Raw genomic sequence first — 19,128 nt, forward strand, 5'->3', positions numbered from 1 at the left:
TTAATTGCATATAAAATCACCTTTTATGAAATACCTAGTTGCTATTATTTTCTCTATTGCTATTGTTTTGGCTTCATTCCTTCTTGGAAATGCTTATATAAAAAGAGCACAGCCGGTTGGGGTGATCTCTGTAACCGGATCTGGAAGCGAGAATTTTACCTCAGATCTTATCGTCTGGGAAGGGCAATTTATTAGTGTCTTTCCAGTATTAAAACAAGCCTACGAGAATTTGAACTCAGATAAAGAAACCGTAAGAAACTATTTGGTTGAAAAAGGAATTCCTTCAGAAAATATTGTTTTTAATTCTGTACAAACCAATGAGCAGCGAGATAATCAATATCAAAACGGGAATTATGTTGGCAGCACTTTTAAAGCTTATGAATTGATCCAATCGGTTAAAATTGAATCTGCAAATGTAGAATTGATAGAATCTGTTTCCAGAGAGATTACTGAACTACTGAATAAAGGAGTACAATTCAATTCCACTCCTCCAAGATATTACTATACAAAAATAGCCGACCTTTAAATTGAAATGATATCCAAAGCTACAGAAGACGCCAGAGTGAGAGCAGAGAAAATTGCAGAAAACAGCGGCGGAAATCTGGGAGAGCTAAATAATGCTAGCATGGGTGTTTTTCAGATCACCGGCCAGAATAGTGGCGAAGATTATAGCTGGAGTGGCGCCTATAACACGCAGGATAAAAAGAAAACCGCCTCTATTACTATGCGTTTGAAATATAAAATTGATTGAGTTAATCTTGGGATGTTTGCACTTGCTTAATAGTAGCATCCAGTTGTTCAAAAGGAACAAAGCCTTGCGCAATTAAATAATATTTATTTTCCTTTTTAAGAATTACTGAAGGAAATCCTGTAACTCCGAAATTGGTAGCTAGTTTAAAATCTTCTAAAGCTTTTTCTTTATAAATAGGGTCTTCAAATTTTCTTCTGAACTCTTCTTGGTCAATGCCATATGTTTCTAAATATGGGAAATATGCCTCAACTATGTTCCAATTGAAACCATCAAAATAAATAGCTTCTTGTATGGTGGCAGCAAAATTAAGTGCTTCTTTTGGCCTTAGATCCTTAACTATGGATAAAGCTATCGAAGGTGGAATAGAATCTAGGATTCTCTCTCCATCTTCTAAAACCTTCATGAATTTATCGCCAAATTCCACCCCGGTTCGCTGAGTCACATCTTTGTAAGCCCCTTTTAAGTAATCTCGGATCGCACTTACAGGTTGTTTGCGCTCACCCGATTGCATCCCGCCTGAAATCACTTGGAAATCGAATTGGTCTTTATAAGTGGATTTTAACTTTTTTATTACCGGAGAGAACCCATAACACCAACTACAAAGTGGATCGTAAACGTAATATATCGTATCTTTAATCATCCTTTTTGTTTAAAAGGCAAAGATACTTTTTCATTTCTAAAATTGAATTAAGCTTATGTTAAACGACTTGTTTCAAGAGGCTTGGAAGTCTCTAAATGATGCGGCATCTGGGAAAGAGCACCCCTTTAATTTTTGCACTCTGGCAACCATTGGAAAAAATGCATCCGTGCGACAACGCACTGTTATTTTAAGAGGTGTTACCGAAAATAAAAGTTTGCTGTTTTATACCGATCTAAGATCTAAAAAGATCAAACAGATCGAACATAATTCAAACGCAAATGGACTGTTTTATGATCCTAAAATTCAACTTCAATTAGTATTTAAGGGAAATATTTTAGTACATACCGATGATGAGGCCTGGGAGGAACATAAAGATAAAATAGATGGGAAGGCGGTGAACAACTACAATACCTTATTAGCTCCCGGGAAACCAATTAAGAATCCATTCTCTGTGGAACGCACCAAAAATTTAAATTTTGGACTATTGGAATTTAAACCTGTGAAAATCGAGTTTTTAAAGCTCAAAGAAGATTCCAATCATCTCCGAGCTAGATACAAGATAGAGGAAGGGATTTGGAAACAGACCTTTTTGGTTCCTTAATTTATCTTGATTAGATTTCTCTAGTCTAAAAATTCCGCGACTCGTTGCAATAGTAAAAGATTCTTCACTTCGCTGTTATTCGATTAGAATGGCACTTTTTGTTGTCATTCCGACGAAAGTAGGGATCTGGTTTATCTATTTCAATAAGAAGATCCTTCGACAGGCTACCATTGACGTAATTTCAAGAATCTGGAATACTCTCCCTCTGGTCGGTAAAGATCTGTTTAATTTTTAAGATTGTTCATTTTTTTGCGTGTCCAAAAAAACGAACCAAAAAAAGGACACTTTTTTGTAGGTGTTTCCAATTATGCTAACGCATAATTAGAACCGTACTTCCACGGCTAAATTTTCTCCAAGGCTTCGAAAATTTTACGCCGTGGAACTACTACACTTGCAAAAAAGAAGTTCTTAAGAAGATAAATCAGCTAGAAACAATTATACGTCAAAAACCTACGCTAGATAATTTTTTTTATCACGGGTCTCAGGATGACGAACTAAAGTAATACAATAGAAATTCTTTACTGTGCTGTTCTTCGATTAGAATGGCACTTTTTGTTGTCATTCCGACGACAGTAGGGATCTGGTTTATCTATTTCAATAAGAAGATCCTTCGACAGGCTACCATTGACGTAATTTCAAGAATCTGGAATACTCTCCCTCTGGTCGGTAAAGATCTGTTTAATTTTTAAGATTGTTCATTTTTTTGCGTGTCCAAAAAAACGAACCAAAAAAAGGACACTTTTTTGTAGGTGTTTCCAATTATGCTAACGCATAATTAGAACCGTACTTCCACGGCTAAATTTTCTCCAAGGCTTCGAAAATTTTACGCCGTGGAACTACTACACTTGCAAAAAAGAAGTTCTTAAGAAGATAAATCAGCTAGAAACAATTATACGTCAAAAACCTACGCTAGATAATTTTTTTTATCACGGGTCTCAGGATGACGAATAAAAATGAAATAAAAGGGAGTCTTCACTGCGCTATTATTCGATTAGAATGACACTTTTTGCTGTCATTCCGACGAAGGAGGAATCTCAATGAAACTAATCAGTTTTAAACAGAGATACCTCACTTTATTCGGAATGACAATTTTATAAAAATTTTAAACTAGCCAAAAACCTAAAACAAAAAAAACTCCTTAGTTTCCTAAGGAGTTTAAAAAAGGGTGGAAGACCGGGTTCGAACCGGCGACCCTCGGTACCACAAACCGATGCTCTAACCAGCTGAGCTACAACCACCATTTATTCGCGGATGCAAATGTATATTTTTTCTGTAATTCTGCAAAGAAAAAAATGAAATTAAATTAGGTCAAAAATAGAATCCACTGCAGGATAACGTTCTACGGTAAAACCTTCTGCATGTTCAGTTCCAATAAGTCTTCCCAAGTCTCTTGCGCGATAGGTAATACTATCAAAAAAGTTGTCGCTAGAGATAGGTGTTGCAGGTTCGCTACTATCTTTATCAAAAAACTGTGTCTTATAAGCCTTCACAGAATTCATCTTTATATCCATATAACCAGTAATATCTACTGCAATATCCGGAGTGATATTTTTCCATTGAATATAATGATATACATGCTTTGGCCTCCAAGGCTCCTGCACTACCCCATTATCTTTAGTTTCAATTTTTAAAAGTCCGCTCAAAAAGCAGGCATCGCTCACTAATTTAGAGCCTTTCCCATGATCTATATGCCTGTCATCTATCGCGTTGCAAAACACAATCTCTGGCTTATATTTCCTAATAATTCTTATAACCTCTAACTGATGTTCTTCATTATTGATAAAGAAGCCATCTTTGAATCCTAAATTTTCTCTTATTTTTAAGCCAAGTATCTTGGCCGCATCTGCAGCTTCTTGGTCTCGGGTTTCAGCAGTTCCCCGAGTACCCAGTTCTCCACGAGTAAGATCTAGAACTCCGACTTTTTTACCTTTATCTACTTCCTTAGCGATTGTTCCTGCACAACTCAACTCAATATCATCTGGATGTGAGCCAATAGCCAAAATATCTAATTTCATATATGTAATATTGTCTCTATTATTTTTTAAGCCTTTAATTCTTTAACAGCCTCCAAAGCCTGCTCTAAATCTGCAATAAGATCTTCTTTCTCTTCAATCCCAACAGAAAAGCGCATCAGGTTATCTTTGATTCCCTCTGCCTCTCTTTCTTCGGCGCTTAACAATGCGTGAGAAGTTAATGTTGGTAAAAGAATGGTAGACTCAACTCCTGCAAGACTCATTGAAGGCTTTATCATCTTTAATTGCTTCTGAAATAAAGAAGCATTTATACCTTCTTTCAATTCGAAAGAAAGCATTCCTCCAAAACCTCGCATTTGAGATTTCGCTAGCTCATGATCTGGATGCGATTTTAATCCTGGATAGTATACTCGTTCCACATCCTCATGCTTTTCCAGGTACTTAGCCAGTTTTTTAGCATTCTTATTCTGAGCTTTAACTCGTAAGCCCATTGTTTTAATACTTCTTTCCAAAAGCCAAACGGTATAATCGCTTAAATTACCTCCAAAATTCTTAGCTAACTGAAAAATGGTATCAATATGTTCTTCCGTAGAAATAACAGTACCAGCCAGTATATCACTATGACCACCCATGTATTTAGTAGCAGAATGAATAACAACATCTATCCCGAAATCTATAGGATTCTGATTCACTGGAGAAGCAAACGTATTATCTATCATACTTACAAGGCCGTGCTCCTTAGCGATTTTTGATATCGCTTTAAGATCTGTAATTGTAAGTAACGGATTGGAAGGCGTCTCTATATAAATAACCTTAGTACTCTTTTTGATCTCAGCTTCAAAACTTTTGGGCTTCAGATCTTTCGTGAATGAATAGGATATCCCGAATTTTTCAAACTCTTCCACTATCAGATTTCTGGTTCCGCCATAAAGGGTGTTTTGTAACACCACATGATCTCCACTACGCAAAAATGCCAACATAGACGTGCTTACTGCAGCCATTCCGCTCCCAAAGATCAAGGCAGCTTCCCCGTTTTCTAAAGCAGCCATTTTCTCAGCTAATGCAACCTGATTAGGGGTATTAAAATATCTTGGATATCGCTTTACCTCAACATCTTCAAAAGCATAGGAAGTAGACATATATAATGGGGAAATAGCCCCTTTAAACTGAGTATCATTTAATTCTCCTGCATGAGTGCAACGAGTGTTAATTCCAAGTTTTTTATCAATCATAAGCTTTGCTATTTAAGTATTCTAAATTTTGCTCTAATGTAAAAAGAATTTATCTAAACTCTTTTCAACAAAAGCTAATATCATAAATTCTGAAACTATTTTTCAGAAATAATAACCTGTGTTAATATATAGAGTTAAACTTAGTTTAAAGTCCATGCATTCCACACTTCCACAATCGATAATCCGTATCTTGGTATCGTCAAATTAATATGAAAAAGAAAATTATGAGCGAAGTTAAAGCATATGCTGCATCATCTAAAACTGCAGAACTGGAACCATTCAAGTTAGAAAGAAGAGATATCACTAAGGAAGATGTAGAAATAGATATTCTTTTCTGTGGAGTTTGTCACAGTGATATTCATACAGTGAAAAACGATTGGAAAAACTCTCAGTATCCCGTAGTGCCAGGTCATGAAATTGTTGGCCGTGTAACCAAAGTTGGTGATAACGTTCAGAATTTCAAAGAAGGAGATCTAGTTGGAGTTGGATGTATGGTGGATTCTTGCCAAACTTGCGATTCTTGTATGGAAGATCTGGAACAGTATTGTGAAAATGGTGCGACTTTCACTTATAACAGTAAAGACAAACATTTAGGAGGACATACCTTTGGAGGATATTCAGAGAAAGTAGTAGTAGATAAAAAATTCGTACTTAACGTTCCTGAAAATCTAGATCTCGAAGCGGTAGCTCCCCTACTATGCGCAGGTATTACAACCTTTTCTCCTCTTAATCATTGGAATGTAAAAAAAGGAGACAAAGTCGGTGTAATTGGTCTTGGCGGATTAGGACATATGGGAATTAAATTTGCTCATGCAATGGGTGCTCATGTTGTAATGATCACTACTTCCCCAGAAAAAAGTAAGGACGCTACAAAATTAGGAGCAGATGAAGTTTTGATCTCCAAAGATGAGGACGAAATGAAGAAACATGCTAATTCTTTTGATTTTTTACTGAATACTGTACCTGTTGGGCATGATACCAATCCTTATATCGCATTACTTAAGAGAGATGCAACAATGGTGCTGGTTGGAGCAGTAGAACCTTTAGATCCAATTCATGGAGGTGGTTTAATTGCCAGTAGAAAAAGTATTGCTGGTTCTCTTATTGGTGGAATCAAGGAAACTCAGGAAATGTTAGATTTTTGTGGGAAACACAATATAGTTTCGGATGTGGAGATGATAGATATCCAAAACATCAATGAAGCTTATGAAAGAGTTCAGAAATCTGATGTGAAATATCGATTTGTGATAGATATGAAGTCGCTTAAGGAGAGCTAAACCCTTTTCCAAAATAATTTATTGAGGTTGCTTTTAAAGTTCATACTTTAGGTCATCTGATTAACTTTCAGATTGTGCTGAATTGAGTTTTAAAAGCAGCCTCTTTTTAATTTAACAATTAACCAAATACAACATGGGAATATTTTCATCTTTATTAGGAAATGCAGGCAGCATAGAAACAGCTGTTCTGGAAAAGGATTATGGAAAATTATTAATTCCTTCGGAAACTATTGAAGCTGGATTCAAATTGATAAGAGACACTTTTATATTTACAGATAAAAGATTGATCTTAATAGATGTACAAGGCTTGACAGGTAGAAAAATGGAGTATTTCTCGGTAAGCTATCGAAGCATTTCTAGATTTAGTGTTGAAACCGCTGGAAGTTTCGATCTGGATGCCGAATTAAAGATCTGGATCTCCGGAGAACAAAACCCTTCCATTTCAAAAAGATTCAATAAGAGTGTGGATATTTATGAAGTCCAGAAGATCTTGGCGGAACATATCTTGTAAAATACGCTTTCAATTTCTTAAATGTAGAGCGAAAAACCTACAGGCTTTTTTATCTTTACACTATGAAATTACTTTTTACGAATATTAAAGAACTGCTTCAGGTTAGAGAAGCTTCTGTTTTAAAACTTTCAGGAAAAGAGATGAATATACTTCCAACAATCAAGAATGCTTGGTTATTAGTGGAAGATGATAAGATCTCCGACTATGGAAAAATGGATGATCTTTCTGAGATTTCAGCAGATAAAACTATAGATCTTACCGGAAAAATGGTTCTTCCCAGCTGGTGTGATTCTCATACCCATATTGTTTACGCAGGGAACAGAGAACAAGAATTCGGACAGCGAATTAGTGGCCTATCTTATGAAGAGATCGCCAATAATGGCGGAGGAATATTAAATTCTGCTACAACTTTACAAAATACTTCTGAAGAGGATCTTTACGATCAATCTGCAAAAAGACTAGAGGAGGTCATTCAGCAAGGTACCGGCGCAGTAGAGATAAAATCTGGGTACGGATTAACAAAAGATGCTGAGCTCAAAATACTTAGAGTGATAAAAAAATTACAGCAGAATTACAGCCTACCTATAAAAGCCACCTTTTTAGGAGCTCATGCCCTACCCTTAGAATATAAAAATAAGAAAGAGAAATACATAGATCATGTGATCAATGAAATTCTTCCTGCAGTTGCAGAGGAAAATCTTGCGGATTATATCGATATTTTTTGCGAACACGGATATTTTACGGTAGAAGACACCAATAAATTATTAAAAGCTGCAGCCAAATTCAATTTACGTCCTAAAATTCATGTGAATCAGTTCAACGCAATTGGTGGTGTGCAGGCAGGAGTCGAAAACAATGCTCTAAGTGTGGATCACTTAGAAGAAATGAAACCAGAAGACATCCAGGCATTGAAGAATTCTGAAACCATGCCAGTAGCATTACCTGGATGCTCACTCTTTTTGAGCATTCCTTATACCCCGGCCAGAATGATCATAGATGCAGATCTGCCGCTAGCCTTGGCCACAGATTTTAATCCCGGGAGTGCTCCAAGCGGAAATATGAATCTTGTAGTATCATTAGCTTGTATTAAAATGAAAATGACCCCAGAAGAAGCAATTAATGCAGCAACTATAAATGGCGCCTACGCTATGGATTTAAGTGAAAAAGTAGGGAGTATTACCAGAGGTAAGCTTGCCAATTTAATAATAACAAAGGCTATTCCATCTTACACATACATTCCGTATGCTTTTGGGAGTAATCCTATTGAAGCAATTTATATTAAAGGAAAATTGATCAAGTAATGGAGGGAATTAAAATATATAATTTAAAAGACGTCGAGAAGATTATAAAAACCCGGGATGGAGAAACCAAGTTTGGGGAGCGGGTACATTTTATAGAAGACCTAGAGGAGCTTGTAACTATTGATGCCAAATATGTGCTTTTCGGGGTTCCAGAGGATATTGGAGTGCGTGGAAATCTAGGTAAAGCTGGAACTTCAGGCGCGTGGAAATGCTGTTTAAATTCGCTCTTGAATATTCAGGCAAATCAGTACACCAAACCAGAAAAAATGATTTTACTAGGTGAAGTGGATTGTGGAGAGGCAATGAAAAAGGCTTCGAACATAGATCCTGCAGATCCTAATTATCATTTAAAACTGGGAGATCTTATTAGCAAAATAGATGAAGTAGTAAGTGGAATTGTCGCTAAGATCATTTCCGCAGGGAAGATTCCAATAATAATTGGCGGCGGGCACAACAATGCCTTCGGAAATATTAAAGGGGCTTCTGAAGCTCTAAAAAAGCCGCTGAATGTTTTAAATATAGATGCCCATACCGATCTTAGAAGAACCGATTACAGACATAGTGGTAATGGCTTTAGCTGTGCAAGAAAAGAAAACTTTCTAGGGAAATATCGAATTTTCGGACTGCATCAAAATTATACTCCAGAATATATTTTCAATGAAATGAATCAATCTGCAAACGATGGCTATCGTCTATTTGAACATTTAATTTTAATGCCTTCAGAAAAGATCGTTAAATCGTTTAGAGAAGAGATGGAATTTGTATCTCACGATAATTTTGGATTAGAACTAGATTGCGACGCAATAAAGGGCTTTCCCAGCAGCGCTCAAACTCCAAGCGGATTTGCCATAAATATGATAAGGAATTTTATCAGAATTGCTTCCGAAGAAGAACACATTAAATATTTACACATTTGTGAAGCTGCACCTACAGAGGAGACAGAGAACAAAATAGGAAAAGCTTTAAGTTACTTTATAACAGATTTTATTAGATAATGGAAATACTATCATACTCCCCAAAATATGCCGAAGACTTTAAAAATCTTAATATCGCGTGGCTAGAAAAATACTTTTGGGTAGAACCGCATGATGAAGATGTTCTTGGGAATCCAGAGAAATACATCATAACACCGGGTGGAAATATTTTCTTTGTGAAAGATAATGAAGAAATAATAGGGTGTGTAGCCTTAATGAAAATGGAAGACGATATTTTCGAACTTACAAAAATGGCCGTAATTCCTGCTGCCCAGGGAAAGAACATCGGGCAAAAACTAATGGAACATACCATTAATTTCGCCAAGGATAAAAATTGGAAAAAACTGATAATTTATTCTAACAGGAAACTTGAAAACGCTATTTATATTTATAAAAAATATGGGTTTATTGAAATCCCTATCGAAGAAAACAATCCGTATTCCAGAGGAGATATTAAGATGGAGTTGAACCTTTCATAAATATTTATTAATTGCGAGAGATTGCCTTGTAGCTTTCTTAACTTTATAAGATTGTTACTCTTGAAGCCCCATCTGGGGTTTTTTTTGGTTGACAAAATTTATACTAATTAACTAAAACATTCAAAATGAAAAGATCAATAATTGCCATATTTTGCATGGGTGTATTGTTTAGCTCTTGTAAAAATGAAGAAAAAAATGAAGCGATTTCTGAAACTGAGCTTACAGCTGAAGTAGATCAGGAAATGGAAACTTCAAATGCTACTTTGGAAATTGAACCTATCTCTCACGCTACAGCTTTGTTAAAATGGGGAGATGCAGTGATCTATACAGACCCTGTTGGCGGAGCTGATGTTTTTGAAGGTAAAGCTGCACCTAGTTTTGTTTTGATCACAGATATTCACGGAGATCATATGGATGCTAAAACTTTGGAAGCACTTAATTTGGGGGATACAAAGATCATTGTTCCACAAGCGGTTAAAGATCAATTACCAAAAGAGATGGAAGCTAATTTAATTGTGATGAACAATGGCGAAACCAATGAAATTATGGGATTTTCAATTAAAGCAATCCCAATGTATAATTTACCTGAAGCCAAAGATGCAATGCATACTAAAGGAAGAGGTAATGGTTATGTAATTGAAAAAGACGGTCAACGATTATATATTTCAGGAGATACTGAAGACATCCCAGAGATGAGAGACTTGGAGAATATAGACGTAGCATTAATTTGCATGAACTTGCCATACACTATGACCGTGGAAGATGCAGCAGATGGAGTTTTAGCTTTTGCACCGAAAAAAGTATATCCATACCATTACAGAGGAAAAGATGGACTTGCAGACGTTTCTAAATTCAAGGAATTAGTAAACAAAGGGAATAAGGAGATTGAAGTGGTTCAATTGAACTGGTATCCAGAAATGAAGTAAAATGACAAGCTAAAAATAACCGGTCTTTGCTTGAAAATAGGTGAACAGGTTATAGATCACAAATAACCATAATAAAAGGATGATAAAAGCAACAATATAATTGTTCTTTTTCATCCTTTTTGGGTTTTTAAGCGCCGTTGCCCTAGCATCAGTAATTACAATTTCCGGTATCAGTTTTATGGATACCGTTATTAATAGTGGCACTAGAATTAGGTCATCTAGAATACCTAAAACGGGAATAAAGTCGGGTATTAAATCAATAGGACTTAATAAATATCCCACTGTTATACCTATTAGTAATTTTGCAGTCCATGGAGTTCGAGGATCGCTATAAGCGATAGATAAAACCTGGATCTCGTTCTTAAGCTTCTTAACCTTTGATTTAAGTTTATTAAAAAAATCCAATTTTTATTCTTTGGATAATTTCTGAAAAACACCATTGGTCCAGCCAAATCCGTCCTGTGTTGGATACTCTCCTCCCCCGCTTTCCTTGGACAAATCCTCCACATTATATTTTTCAAGCATCTTAAACGTTTTTTGATATACTCCTTTATTTATTTCAATCCATCTATCCTTTATCTCACTTGCCAGCACAGTATAGCCGTAATTTCTTAAACCTTTAATGGCCATCCATTGCAATGGTGCCCAGCCATTGGGCGCATCCCATTGCTGTCCGGTATGGTTGGGCGTTGTAACTAGCCCACCGGGTTTTAAGAAAATTTCCTGTATTTTTTCCTGCACCAGCTCCGCCTGATTTTCTTCAGCAAAATTGAAGAATAAGGGATAAATCCCTGCAAGGGAAAAAACTTCAGTCTGGGAATTGTTTTTAAAATTATAATCCATGAAAAATCCCTTTTCAGCATTCCAGCAATATTTTAATATCGCTTCTTTACGGCTTTGGGCTTTATCACTGAAAATTTCAGATTTCACTGGATCACCTTCTAATAGATAAGCTTTGGATAAAGTCATCTCTAAATTATACAACAGCGAATTTAAATCTACTGGAATAATATCTGTTGTATGGATAGTTGAAAGTTCGTAATCTCCATCTACTTTATCCAGCCATCTGCTCGAGAAATCCCAACCCGACTCTGCTCCTGCCCTTAAATTCCTATAAATATCGTCCCGCTTAAGCTTAGGGAAATCTGAAAGTGCTTTATCTGCAGTGGCAACATCTTCACGGTAACTTTCTGGGCGGGGTGTGTTTTTATTATCCCAATATCTATTAAGTATCGAACCATCGGGCATCATTACCACGCGTAAATAATCTTCTTTACTGGAATTAATTTCTTCATTTCCTTTCATCCAAAAATTGTATTCTTTTTCCAGGGGTTTTAAATATTCTAAATAAACAGAATTGGATTTGTTATCTGCAAGAATTTCTACCATGAGGGAGTAAAAAGGGGGCTGGGACCTGCCTAAATAATAGGTGCGATTGCCATTTGGAATGAAACCTTTTTCATCAATAAGGTATGAAAAATTATCTATCATGTTTTCAATGGTCTCCAGCTCATTATCTTCAGCTAAACCCAGCATGGTAAAATAACTATCCCAGTAATAAACCTCTCTAAACCTTCCTCCAGGAACTATATAAGGTTTTGGCAATGGGATAAGGGTTCCCGATACTTTTTTATCTGCCGGGCGTTTTAAAACACTCCATAGTTTTGATATGTGAATGTTGATAGAGGAAGAATCTGTTACATACATGGATGAAACGGAAGGAAGCTCAAAATTATTTGCCACAAACTCCCTAAGGGATGTAGATGATTTGTCTTTTAAATCGGCATATTTATTTTTAATTACATCCACATCGTATAATGGGACGGCATCTACAAAAGTTTTACTATCCTCAAAAATATTTTTGTCGGACTGGACATCATAGAAAAGTGGCCCGTAAAGTTCTTCTGGAGGTAATATTTTATTGTTTTGCTCCTCAATAATTTTGCTCGAGGTACAGCCGGAAAGTATAATAAGAATTAAATAGTTGAATAAAATATGGGAAAAAGATCTCTGCATTTTCATAGTTATTGTATTGATTACAACATTATAAATAAAAGCCTTAGCTTTTGTCATTACTGAAGTGTAGCTAATATAGCAGGTTATTTTTCAATTTCTAATTCCCGCCCCTAAAAACTATTTTTTTTATTACTGGCTCCTTCATGTTTCTGGAATATAAAAAGGGCAAATCTAAATGAATTGCCCTTTTTTGAATTATATATTAATTGAAAGATTATCCATTAAAAAGTGGAAGATCCTGCATCATGTCTAGCACTTCTGCTTCCACTTTTATCAATTCTGCATCATCTTCAAAATTTGTGATCACACGATCTATAAGATCTACGATCTTAGCCATATCATCTTCTTTAAGTCCTCGGGTTGTAACTGCTGGTGTTCCAATACGGATACCAGAAGTAACAAAAGGAGATTTGTCGTCAAAAGGCACCATATTCTTATTCACAGTGATCTCTGCCATTCCCAATGCTTCTTCAGCTTGCTTCCCTGTGATGTTTTTATTCCTAAGGTCTATTAACATCATGTGGTTATCTGTTCCTCCAGAGATCACATTATAATCTTTAGCTACAAATGCTGCCGCCAATGCTTTTGCATTTTTCTGAACCTGTACCATATAATGAAGAAAATCATCTGTAAGAGCCTCTCCAAAGGCTACTGCCTTGGCTGCGATAATATGCATTAAAGGCCCTCCTTGATTTCCTGGAAACACTCCACTATCCAATAAAGCTGACATTTTTTTAAGATTTCCATTCTTCAATTTCAAGCCAAAAGGATTATCGAAATCTTTACCCATCATGATAATTCCACCTCTAGGTCCACGCAAAGTTTTATGAGTTGTAGAAGTTACCACATGACAGTGAGGTAAAGGATCTCCCAAAAGCCCTTTAGCTATAAGGCCTGCAGGATGTGCAATATCTGCAAGTAAAATGGCACCAACACTATCTGCTATTTCTCTAAATCTTTTGTAATCTATTTCTCTTGAATATGCAGAAGCTCCTGCAATGATCATTTTAGGTTTTTCTCTTTCAGCGATTTCTGCAACCGCATCATAATCTATTAATCCAGTTTCCTTAACTACACCGTAAAATACAGGATTGTATAATCTTCCAGAAAAGTTCACAGGAGATCCATGTGTTAAATGACCTCCATGGGAAAGATCAAAACCAAGAAATTTATCTCCCGGTTGCATACAGGCATGAAAAACAGCAGTATTTGCTTGAGAGCCTGAATGTGGCTGCACATTGGCATACTCGGCATTAAAAAGCTCTTTTAAGCGTTCTATAGCTAGGATTTCTACCTCATCTACGATCTCACACCCACCATAATATCTTTTTCCAGGATATCCTTCAGCATATTTATTTGTTAGTACAGATCCTGCCGCTTGAAGCACCTGATCACTCACAAAATTCTCACTAGCAATTAGTTCTAAACCATTCAATTGACGGTTTCTTTCAGCTTCTATCAGATCAAAAATTTGTGTATCTTGTTGCATGGTAATTTTTTACGTTAAATATTCCTCAAAAGTAATAATTCCAATCGGTTAATTGCTGGAAAATAATAACTTTGAAATCAATACATTTAAGAATAAAACAAATAATATATGCCTATTACAGCAAATGATCCTAAAAGAAAAACCTGGCTGGACATTCCAAGTAACACTGATTTTCCAATTCAAAATATTCCATTTGGAGTATTTTTAACAAGGGATGACATAGTTACCATTGGAACCAGAATTGGTGATTACGCCATTGATCTAGGCGCCCTACATCAACTAGGATATTTTGACGAAATTCCACTTACAGACGATATTTTTCTTCAAGATACTTTAAATGATTTTATTGCGGATGGAAAAAAAACCTGGCGTTTGGTGAGAAACCGAATCGCTGATATTTTTGACGAGAAAAATTCACAATTAAAAGATAATCAAGATCACCGAAATACGGTACTTTTCACACTAGATGAAATCGAAATGCAACTGCCTGTACAGGTGGGAGATTATACCGATTTCTATTCTAGTAAAGAACATGCTACCAATGTTGGAACCATGTTCCGTGATCCAGACAACGCGCTTTTACCAAACTGGTTGCACATTCCTGTTGGATACCACGGAAGAAGTTCTTCTATAATTCCAAGCGGAATTCCTGTACACAGACCTCAAGGTCAAACTTTACCTGCAGGAGCTTCAGAACCTGTTTTTGGACCTTCCAAATTAGTAGATTTTGAATTGGAAATGGCTTTTATTACTACCGTTGGAAATCCTTTAGGGGAACCAATTCCTATAGAAGAAGCTGAAGATTATATCTTTGGAATGGTGTTGTTTAATGACTGGAGTGCCAGAGACATTCAGAAATGGGAGTACGTGCCACTAGGACCATTCTTAGCTAAGAATTTTGCTTCATCTATTTCACCATGGATCGTAACACTAGATGCATTGGAACCTTTTAGAACTACAAGCCCGGAACCGGAAAAAGAATTACTTCCTTATCTTCAGTCTCAAGGAAAGAAAAGTTTCAACATCAATTTAGAAGTTGCAATCCAGCCGGAAAACAAAGAGGAAACAACAATCTCGAAATCTAATTTCAAATATATGTATTGGAATATGAGTCAGCAATTGGCTCATCATACCGTAAATGGTTGTCCTATTAATTCTGGCGACATGATGGGATCTGGAACTATTTCTGGACCAACTCCAGATTCGTATGGATCTATGCTAGAACTCTCATGGAGAGGAGAAAAACCTGTGAAATTAAATGATGGTAGCGAACGTAAATTCATTCAAGATAACGATACAGTTATCATGCGAGGATACTGTGAAGGAAAAGATAGAAGGATAGGTTTTGGAGAGGTAAGCACTAAACTATTACCAGTTTACGAACCTCAAACCAAGAAAAAATAATTTCTAACATTATAAAAAAATGGCTATCTAATTAGTATTAGATAGCCATTTTTCAATTCAATCAATTAACATTACCTCTTAGTGGAGTGATCTTTTTTATGATCTTCTTGCTTTTTAGGCTGACTTTTGGCGCCAGATTCTTGACCTTCTTTGTGATCTTTCTTTTGAGGATCTTTTTGATTTTCCATGGTACTATATATTTAAATGGTTAATAAATAATAGTATGAATATACGTGTAAATTACTAGTTAATAGGCGTTTAAAATAACTTTAACCTTTCTTATTAAAGGATTACAAAAGAAAATTTTAAGAAGTATACGTGTTAAATTATATAGTCTTCAATTTATTAACATCAATCTCACTATGTGAAGCATCATAAACAGCTTTTCCATCCTTGATCACTATCAATTGCGGACTTTCATGGGGAACATTAAATCTTGATGCGATCTTATTGGAAATATCTCTATAACTTAATAGATCTAAGAAATATAACTTAACTGAATCTGGATCTAGATTATAATTTTGCTCGAATTGTCTTAGTACCATTCTACTTATTCCACAAGATGTAGAATGCTTTAAAATTGCAATTGGTTGGTTAGATGAGTCTTCAGCTATTTCCTCTAGTGTTTCAACTTGAGTTAACTGGATCCAAGGAACAGAAACCTTTTCTGGCTTATTATCATCATTATCAGAATTGAACATTTTATCAAAAAATCCCATATATTATAATTTTAGTGTGCAAAAATAGGATTTCAAGTAATAAAATTCTCCATCCCGGTATTAAAGTTTACATAATGAAATCTAAATCGTAACTTAATGATAATTGAAGCGGACAAAATGTCTGCGCAAAACCAGTGTTATCAGCCATTTTGACAGTGTGATTTTACTGGTATATGCTTTGATATTCAGTTTTATGTTTAAAACTACAACTTATGAATTTAAATAACTTCACTATAAAATCGCAAGAGGCCATTCAGCAAGCGCAACAACTTGCACAGGAGTTAGGTCATCAACAAATAGAAAACGAACATATTTTCAAAGCCATTACCTTGGTCGATGAAAATGTGACACCCTTTCTTCTTAAGAAATTGAACATCAATGTTGGTCTTTTCACTCAAATCTTGGATAAAACTTTAGAGAATTTCCCAAAAGTTACCGGTGGAGAAATAATGCTCTCTAGAACTGCTTCCAGCACTTTAAATGACGCGAGTAGCATTGCCAACAAAATGAAAGATGAATATGTTTCTATAGAGCATCTCATTTTGGCTATCTATAAATCTTCAAGTAAAGTTGCACAAATCCTGAAAGATCAAGGCGCTTCAGAAAAAAATCTTAGAGCAGCTATAGAGGAATTGCGTAAAGGAGACAGAGTAACTTCACAAAGCGCAGAAGAAACCTATAATTCTTTAAATAAATACGCCAAAAACCTCAATAAGTTAGCTGAAGAAGGGAAACTAGATCCTGTTATTGGTAGGGATGAGGAAATTAGAAGAGTGCTTCAAATTTTATCTAGACGAACTAAAAACAATCCGATGTTGGTTGGAGAACCTGGAGTTGGGAAAACTGCAATTGCTGAAGGATTAGCGCATAGAATTATAGACGGAGATATTCCGGAGAATTTAAAGAACAAACAGATATTTTCTTTAGATATGGGAGCTTTAATTGCAGGAGCAAAATATAAAGGGGAATTCGAAGAACGTTTAAAAGCGGTAATTAAAGAAGTTACCGAAAGCGAAGGAGATATTGTGCTATTTATAGACGAGATCCATACACTGGTTGGCGCTGGTGGTGGACAAGGTGCAATGGATGCAGCTAACATATTAAAACCAGCTTTGGCGCGTGGGGAGTTAAGAGCCATTGGCGCTACAACCCTAGATGAATATCAAAAATATTTTGAAAAGGATAAAGCTTTGGAAAGACGTTTCCAGAAAGTGATCTTAGATGAACCAGATACAGAGAGTGCCATCTCTATTCTTCGCGGAATCAAAGAAAAATATGAAACTCACCACAAAGTGAGAATTAAAGATGAAGCCATAATCGCAGCAGTAGAATTATCCCAACGCTATATCACCAATCGTTTTCTTCCAGATAAGGCGATAGATCTTATGGATGAAGCAGCTTCGAAGATTAGAATGGAAATCAATTCCAAACCTGAAGAATTGGATGTTCTAGATAGAAAAGTGACGCAATTGGAAATTGAAATTGAAGCTATAAAACGCGAAAATGATGAATCCAAATTAAAAATACTTACTGCAGATCTTGCTAACCTCAAGGAAGAACGTAACGAACTTAATGCCCGCTGGAAAAATGAAAAAGAGGTTGTAGATAATATTCAATCGGCTAAATCTGATATTGAGCAATTTAAGTTGGAAGCTGAAAGAGCCGAACGTGATGGAGATTATGGTAAGGTTGCGGAAATTAGGTATGGAAAAATAAAGGAAGCTCAGGAAAAACTCGAACAGCTTCAACAACAAGTTGAAGATAATCAGGACAGCAAAACTCTTATTAAAGAAGAAGTCACTTACGAGGATATTGCTGAAGTTGTTGCGAAATGGACTGGAGTTCCAGTTACTAAAATGTTGCAAAGCGATCGTGAGAAATTGCTGAAATTAGAAGATGAATTGCATAAACGTGTTGTGGGGCAGGAAGAGGCGATACAAGCCGTAAGTGATGCGGTAAGAAGAAGCAGAGCCGGATTGCAAGATGAGAAAAAACCTATTGGAACTTTCTTATTCTTAGGAACGACAGGAGTTGGAAAAACCGAGTTAGCGAAAGCCTTAGCAGAATATCTTTTTGATGATGAATCTGCAATGACCAGAATAGATATGAGTGAATATCAAGAGCGTCATGCGGTAAGCAGATTGGTAGGAGCGCCTCCGGGATATATTGGTTATGAGGAAGGTGGACAACTTACGGAAGCAGTTAGAAGAAAACCATATTCTGTAATTCTTTTAGATGAAATTGAAAAAGCACATCCAGATACTTTTAATATTTTGCTTCAGGTATTAGATGAAGGCCGACTTACAGATAATAAAGGCCGTTTAGCAGATTTTAAGAATACAATCATAATAATGACCTCTAATATGGGTTCTAATATTATTCAGGATAAATTTGAAACTGTCAAGGATCTTGATACTGCTATGGAAAGTGCAAAAGTGGAAGTACTTGGATTATTAAAACAAACGGTAAGACCAGAATTTATCAATAGAATAGATGATATTATTCTGTTTACTCCATTGAGCAAAAAGGATATTCTAAAGATCGTAGACCTTCAGTTAAAAGGACTTAAAAAGATGCTTTTAAAGCAAGGTATTGTGCTTGATGCTACAAAAGAAGCATTAGCATATCTTTCCAGACAAGGATATGATCCCCAATTTGGAGCACGACCTGTAAAGAGAGTATTACAAAGAGAAGTTTTAAATAAACTATCTAAGGAATTACTTTCAGGAAGAATCAAAACCGATAGTATCATTCTGTTAGATGAGTTTGATGACACCTTAGTTTTCAGGAATCAGGAAGAACTCGCTGGAACTAAATAAGATTATTTTTTGGGAT

At 35.9% G+C, this 19,128-nt stretch carries 16 protein-coding genes, 1 tRNA gene and 1 pseudogene; 10 read left to right on the top strand and 8 right to left on the bottom strand.

Annotation, left to right across the window (positions count from 1 at the left end; translation table 11 throughout):
• Nucleotides 1–25 precede the first annotated feature (25 nt).
• A pseudogene (locus tag ES724_RS06495) lies at nucleotides 26–751 on the top strand (SIMPL domain-containing protein).
• Nucleotide 752: 1 nt separating this feature from the next.
• Here the strand turns inward: ES724_RS06495 and ES724_RS06500 are convergent.
• A complete protein-coding gene (locus ES724_RS06500) occupies nucleotides 753–1,391 on the bottom strand; it encodes a DsbA family protein (protein ID WP_146931171.1) in 639 nt (212 codons plus the stop codon).
• Between the two features lie 55 nt (nucleotides 1,392–1,446).
• Here ES724_RS06500 and ES724_RS06505 point away from each other — a divergent pair, with 55 nt between their 5' ends.
• On the top strand, nucleotides 1,447–1,992 hold the full coding sequence (locus ES724_RS06505) for a pyridoxamine 5'-phosphate oxidase family protein (protein ID WP_146931174.1): 546 nt from the start codon (nucleotides 1,447–1,449) through the stop codon (nucleotides 1,990–1,992).
• A gap of 1,163 nt (nucleotides 1,993–3,155) precedes the next feature.
• Here the strand turns inward: ES724_RS06505 and ES724_RS06510 are convergent.
• The 3 genes from ES724_RS06510 to ES724_RS06520 form a co-directional block, all read right to left on the bottom strand.
• Nucleotides 3,156–3,231: transfer RNA gene (locus ES724_RS06510), tRNA-His, on the bottom strand.
• A 59-nt stretch (nucleotides 3,232–3,290) separates the two neighbouring features.
• Nucleotides 3,291–4,007, bottom strand: coding sequence for a bacillithiol biosynthesis deacetylase BshB1 (gene bshB1, locus ES724_RS06515; protein WP_146931177.1), 717 nt, complete (start codon nucleotides 4,005–4,007; stop codon nucleotides 3,291–3,293).
• A gap of 26 nt (nucleotides 4,008–4,033) precedes the next feature.
• Nucleotides 4,034–5,197, bottom strand: coding sequence for a trans-sulfuration enzyme family protein (locus ES724_RS06520; protein ID WP_146931180.1), 1,164 nt, complete (start codon nucleotides 5,195–5,197; stop codon nucleotides 4,034–4,036).
• Between the two features lie 224 nt (nucleotides 5,198–5,421).
• Here ES724_RS06520 and ES724_RS06525 point away from each other — a divergent pair, with 224 nt between their 5' ends.
• The 6 genes from ES724_RS06525 (at nucleotide 5,422) to ES724_RS06550 (ending at nucleotide 10,665) form a co-directional block, all read left to right on the top strand.
• Nucleotides 5,422–6,474 (top strand): NAD(P)-dependent alcohol dehydrogenase, encoded by a 1,053-nt coding sequence (locus ES724_RS06525; RefSeq protein WP_146931479.1) that lies wholly within the window; start codon nucleotides 5,422–5,424, stop codon nucleotides 6,472–6,474.
• A 133-nt stretch (nucleotides 6,475–6,607) separates the two neighbouring features.
• Nucleotides 6,608–6,985, top strand: coding sequence for a PH domain-containing protein (locus ES724_RS06530; protein WP_026839111.1), 378 nt, complete (start codon nucleotides 6,608–6,610; stop codon nucleotides 6,983–6,985).
• Between the two features lie 62 nt (nucleotides 6,986–7,047).
• Nucleotides 7,048–8,286: an imidazolonepropionase gene (gene hutI / locus ES724_RS06535; RefSeq protein ID WP_146931183.1), complete on the top strand. Its 1,239-nt coding sequence runs from the start codon at nucleotides 7,048–7,050 to the stop codon at nucleotides 8,284–8,286.
• Entirely contained in the window at nucleotides 8,286–9,281 is a 996-nt protein-coding gene (locus ES724_RS06540; RefSeq protein ID WP_146931186.1) for an arginase family protein, read from the top strand. The genes hutI and ES724_RS06540 overlap by 1 nt, the downstream gene beginning before the upstream one ends.
• A complete protein-coding gene (locus tag ES724_RS06545; RefSeq protein WP_146931189.1) occupies nucleotides 9,281–9,739 on the top strand; it encodes a GNAT family N-acetyltransferase in 459 nt (152 codons plus the stop codon). Before ES724_RS06540 ends, ES724_RS06545 begins: the two co-directional genes overlap by 1 nt.
• Nucleotides 9,740–9,864: 125 nt before the next feature.
• Entirely contained in the window at nucleotides 9,865–10,665 is an 801-nt protein-coding gene (locus tag ES724_RS06550) for an MBL fold metallo-hydrolase (protein WP_246136834.1), read from the top strand.
• 9 nt (nucleotides 10,666–10,674) lie between these two features.
• Here the strand turns inward: ES724_RS06550 and ES724_RS06555 are convergent, their stop codons facing one another.
• The 3 genes from ES724_RS06555 to glyA form a co-directional block, all read right to left on the bottom strand.
• Nucleotides 10,675–11,070, bottom strand: coding sequence for a YkvA family protein (locus ES724_RS06555; RefSeq protein ID WP_146931192.1), 396 nt, complete (start codon nucleotides 11,068–11,070; stop codon nucleotides 10,675–10,677).
• A 3-nt stretch (nucleotides 11,071–11,073) separates the two neighbouring features.
• Entirely contained in the window at nucleotides 11,074–12,738 is a 1,665-nt protein-coding gene (treA, locus tag ES724_RS06560) for an alpha,alpha-trehalase TreA (protein ID WP_246136835.1), read from the bottom strand.
• Between the two features lie 157 nt (nucleotides 12,739–12,895).
• The gene (gene glyA / locus ES724_RS06565; RefSeq protein ID WP_146931195.1) at nucleotides 12,896–14,170 is read right to left on the bottom strand and encodes a serine hydroxymethyltransferase; all 1,275 of its coding nucleotides are present in this window, start codon (nucleotides 14,168–14,170) and stop codon (nucleotides 12,896–12,898) included.
• A gap of 108 nt (nucleotides 14,171–14,278) precedes the next feature.
• On the opposite strand from glyA, the gene fahA reads away from it, so the two are divergent.
• Nucleotides 14,279–15,574: a fumarylacetoacetase gene (gene fahA / locus ES724_RS06570; RefSeq protein WP_146931198.1), complete on the top strand. Its 1,296-nt coding sequence runs from the start codon at nucleotides 14,279–14,281 to the stop codon at nucleotides 15,572–15,574.
• Nucleotides 15,575–15,900: 326 nt separating this feature from the next.
• Here the strand turns inward: fahA and ytxJ are convergent, their stop codons facing one another.
• Nucleotides 15,901–16,293, bottom strand: coding sequence for a bacillithiol system redox-active protein YtxJ (gene ytxJ / locus ES724_RS06575; RefSeq protein ID WP_146931201.1), 393 nt, complete (start codon nucleotides 16,291–16,293; stop codon nucleotides 15,901–15,903).
• Between the two features lie 212 nt (nucleotides 16,294–16,505).
• Here ytxJ and clpB point away from each other — a divergent pair, with 212 nt between their 5' ends.
• Nucleotides 16,506–19,112: an ATP-dependent chaperone ClpB gene (clpB, locus tag ES724_RS06580; protein ID WP_146931204.1), complete on the top strand. Its 2,607-nt coding sequence runs from the start codon at nucleotides 16,506–16,508 to the stop codon at nucleotides 19,110–19,112.
• The last annotated feature ends 16 nt before the right edge of the window (nucleotides 19,113–19,128 follow it).

The sequence above is a fragment of the Gillisia hiemivivida genome, assembly GCF_007997295.1.
In the GTDB taxonomy this organism is placed as follows: domain Bacteria; phylum Bacteroidota; class Bacteroidia; order Flavobacteriales; family Flavobacteriaceae; genus Gillisia; species Gillisia hiemivivida.

Coding starts and splice junctions, on each gene's coding strand:
- ES724_RS06500 (WP_146931171.1), bottom strand. CDS start 1,391: ATGATTAAAGATACGATATATTACGTTTACGATCCACTTTGTAGTTGG.
- ES724_RS06505 (WP_146931174.1), top strand. CDS start 1,447: ATGTTAAACGACTTGTTTCAAGAGGCTTGGAAGTCTCTAAATGATGCG.
- bshB1 (WP_146931177.1), bottom strand. CDS start 4,007: ATGAAATTAGATATTTTGGCTATTGGCTCACATCCAGATGATATTGAG.
- ES724_RS06520 (WP_146931180.1), bottom strand. CDS start 5,197: ATGATTGATAAAAAACTTGGAATTAACACTCGTTGCACTCATGCAGGA.
- ES724_RS06525 (WP_146931479.1), top strand. CDS start 5,422: ATGAGCGAAGTTAAAGCATATGCTGCATCATCTAAAACTGCAGAACTG.
- ES724_RS06530 (WP_026839111.1), top strand. CDS start 6,608: ATGGGAATATTTTCATCTTTATTAGGAAATGCAGGCAGCATAGAAACA.
- hutI (WP_146931183.1), top strand. CDS start 7,048: ATGAAATTACTTTTTACGAATATTAAAGAACTGCTTCAGGTTAGAGAA.
- ES724_RS06540 (WP_146931186.1), top strand. CDS start 8,286: ATGGAGGGAATTAAAATATATAATTTAAAAGACGTCGAGAAGATTATA.
- ES724_RS06545 (WP_146931189.1), top strand. CDS start 9,281: ATGGAAATACTATCATACTCCCCAAAATATGCCGAAGACTTTAAAAAT.
- ES724_RS06550 (WP_246136834.1), top strand. CDS start 9,865: ATGAAAAGATCAATAATTGCCATATTTTGCATGGGTGTATTGTTTAGC.
- treA (WP_246136835.1), bottom strand. CDS start 12,738: ATGACAAAAGCTAAGGCTTTTATTTATAATGTTGTAATCAATACAATA.
- glyA (WP_146931195.1), bottom strand. CDS start 14,170: ATGCAACAAGATACACAAATTTTTGATCTGATAGAAGCTGAAAGAAAC.
- fahA (WP_146931198.1), top strand. CDS start 14,279: ATGCCTATTACAGCAAATGATCCTAAAAGAAAAACCTGGCTGGACATT.
- ytxJ (WP_146931201.1), bottom strand. CDS start 16,293: ATGGGATTTTTTGATAAAATGTTCAATTCTGATAATGATGATAATAAG.
- clpB (WP_146931204.1), top strand. CDS start 16,506: ATGAATTTAAATAACTTCACTATAAAATCGCAAGAGGCCATTCAGCAA.